This is a genomic window from Brevundimonas sp., from assembly GCF_030682035.1.
GTDB lineage: Bacteria > Pseudomonadota > Alphaproteobacteria > Caulobacterales > Caulobacteraceae > Brevundimonas.
The window spans coordinates 1-2,326 of record NZ_JAUXQZ010000029.1 but is presented as its reverse complement, the minus strand read 5'-3'; the positions used below and the strand labels follow the sequence as shown (position 1 = coordinate 2,326).

The 2,326-nt window shown below is 63.8% G+C and carries 2 protein-coding genes; both read left to right on the top strand.

The genetic code is table 11. The annotated features are described in order from the left end of the window. On the top strand, positions 1–221 hold a 221-nt coding region (locus Q8K49_RS08400; protein WP_305305301.1), incomplete at its 5' end, for a hypothetical protein. 384 nt (positions 222–605) lie between these two features. Next, on the top strand, positions 606–2,093 hold the full coding sequence (locus Q8K49_RS08395; protein WP_305305300.1) for a response regulator: 1,488 nt from the start codon (positions 606–608) through the stop codon (positions 2,091–2,093). Positions 2,094–2,326 lie beyond the last annotated feature (233 nt).

Genomic DNA, 2,326 nt, shown 5'->3' with positions numbered 1-2,326 from the left:
CGCACGATTATCGTCCTGCGAAACCCCCGTACCCCTTTAGCTGGACATCTCCGGCGGTCCGGGAAGGTGTCATTGGCGACGTGGCACTGAAGGTATCCTTCTCGATCGTTGCGCCGCTTCTGCAATGGATCACCCGTTCGGTTGCTGCCCGCATCGTCCGCCATCGCGTCGCCAACAGCGTGCCCGACGAACCTGCCAACGGGGTGTGGTTCTGTTCCTGAGCAAGGCGCCGTTCTCCTCGAGAAATCGACCGCGAATCGCTTTGGGAGGCCATTCCGGATCGGGCTCGGCACACGATCGTCGAGGAGACTTCCCGGCCTGCTCAGGAACTGATCCACACCCCAGCCAACACGGGCACTCACAGCTTTGGGGCCGCCGCGCCGGCCGCGCCGGCTGCGCCTCGCTGCCCAGTCGCCGTCTGTTCGGATCGCTACAGATCGGGGGATGCCAGCCGATACCGGTGCGCGGGGGTGCGAAGGAGATACCGTGCGACTCGACATGCTCTCGGTGGAGGACTTCTGCTCAGCCCAGTCTCGGAGCCCCGTGGCAAGTGATCTTGTTTCGCGCGTGCGCGCGCCCGTCGTCAGCACGGCGCGGACGCTGGATTGGTCAAGCTCAAGCTCGCTTCGCCTAGCACCGGGGTGGGCATGAACGAGGCGCGATCCCGGATCCTCGTCGTCGACGATGAGCACGACAACCGGCGACTTCTCGAGTCCGTTCTCGTCAAGGCCGGGCACGAGATCACCATGGCGGAGAACGGAGAGACCGCGCTCACACTGGTTCAAGTCGGGCGATTCGACCTGGTTTTACTCGATGTAATGATGCCCGGCATGGATGGCATAAAGGTCTGTCGCACCATCCGGGAGGATTTCGAGCTTCCGCTCCTTCCCGTCGTTCTCGTTACAGCCCTGAGCGATCGAGAGTCGCGGACTCGTGGCAAGGCAGCAGGGGCTGACGAGTACTTGACGAGGCCAGTGCATCACGACGAGCTGCTCGCCCGCGTCCGTTCGCTTCTAAATCTCAAGCGAGTCAACGACGCACTTGCGGCGACCAGTCGCGTCGCTCATCTGGAAGCGCGCCGCTGGCGCATCGTCTCTCGTGTCGCTGCTGGTGTTGGCGCAGCCGCCTCGCTCGCCGACGTGGGCCCTTCGCTCGTCGAGGCGATCAGCCCCGATGTGCCGTTGGAATTCTTGCGGCTGTGTTTTGACGGAGCCGAGGCGAGCGACCTAGAAGGGTCAGACGGCGTGGTCGCGATTCCGTTAGGACTCAGCGAGCAAGGCGCATTGTACGTACGCCCACGGGCCGGGTACGCATTCTCTGAGGACGACCTCGGTTTGTTCAACGCGCTTTCGCCGCATCTCGCCAACGCCGTCGCACGTTCCCGCTTCAACGAAGCTCAAGGCGATCTCGAAATGGCACGACGCCGCCTCAGTCAGCTGATCGTTCACGACCTGAAAAACCCGCTCGCGTCGATCAAAGCCAACCTCGAGTATGCGCGCCATCAGGTCAGCGGCGATGTTAGGGCCGCGCTGGAGGACTCCCGATATGCAGCGGCGCAATTGCAGGCCATGCTGCTCGACTTTCTGGATGTCGGACGCGCCGAGGATGGTCGTCTTCCGTGCAAGCTGCGCCCCGGCGATCTCGCCCCGCATGTCGCGGCTGTCGCCGACGGGATGCGCGCCATTGTCGAGGGTACCGGCGCCGGCCTCGAGGTCCGGATCGCCAGTGGGTTGCCGGTCGTCGATTTTGATCCAAGCCTTGTCAGCCGTGTTGTTCAGAATCTCCTGACCAACGCCGCGCGGTTCGCGCGCAAGCTGGTCGAGGTCGAAGTACGAATCGAAAACCGAGTGGCGGTAGTGTCAGTAGCCAACGACGGCCCGCGCATCCCCGACGACGTGAGGCCTCAACTGTTTGAGAAGTACGGCCAGCTCAATGCGAGTCAAGGCAGCGCAAATCGGGGGCTCGGGCTCTACCTCTGCCGTCTCGTCGCCGACCGCCATGGGGGGTCAATCGTCGCCGTCGACCGCGACGTCGGCGCCTGCTTTGAGCTTCGGCTGCCTTTGCCTCGGCTGGACGAATGTCAGGACGCCTGATCGACGGCCGCGAGCTCCGCGCTCTGAGGCTGCAAAAGTGCTCACGTGGGCAGAGAAGCATGCGGCCCGATCCCAACCCGACCAGCCAACACGGGCATGTGCGCAGGGCTTTTCGGGCTGCGCCCGAAAAGACACCTACGCGGTGCTCGCATGCAATGAAGGCTCGTGCCTCGCCTGCATTGCCTGCTCCGCGCCGCTCCGGTGTCGCACATGCTAACGTTGGCTGGTCTGAG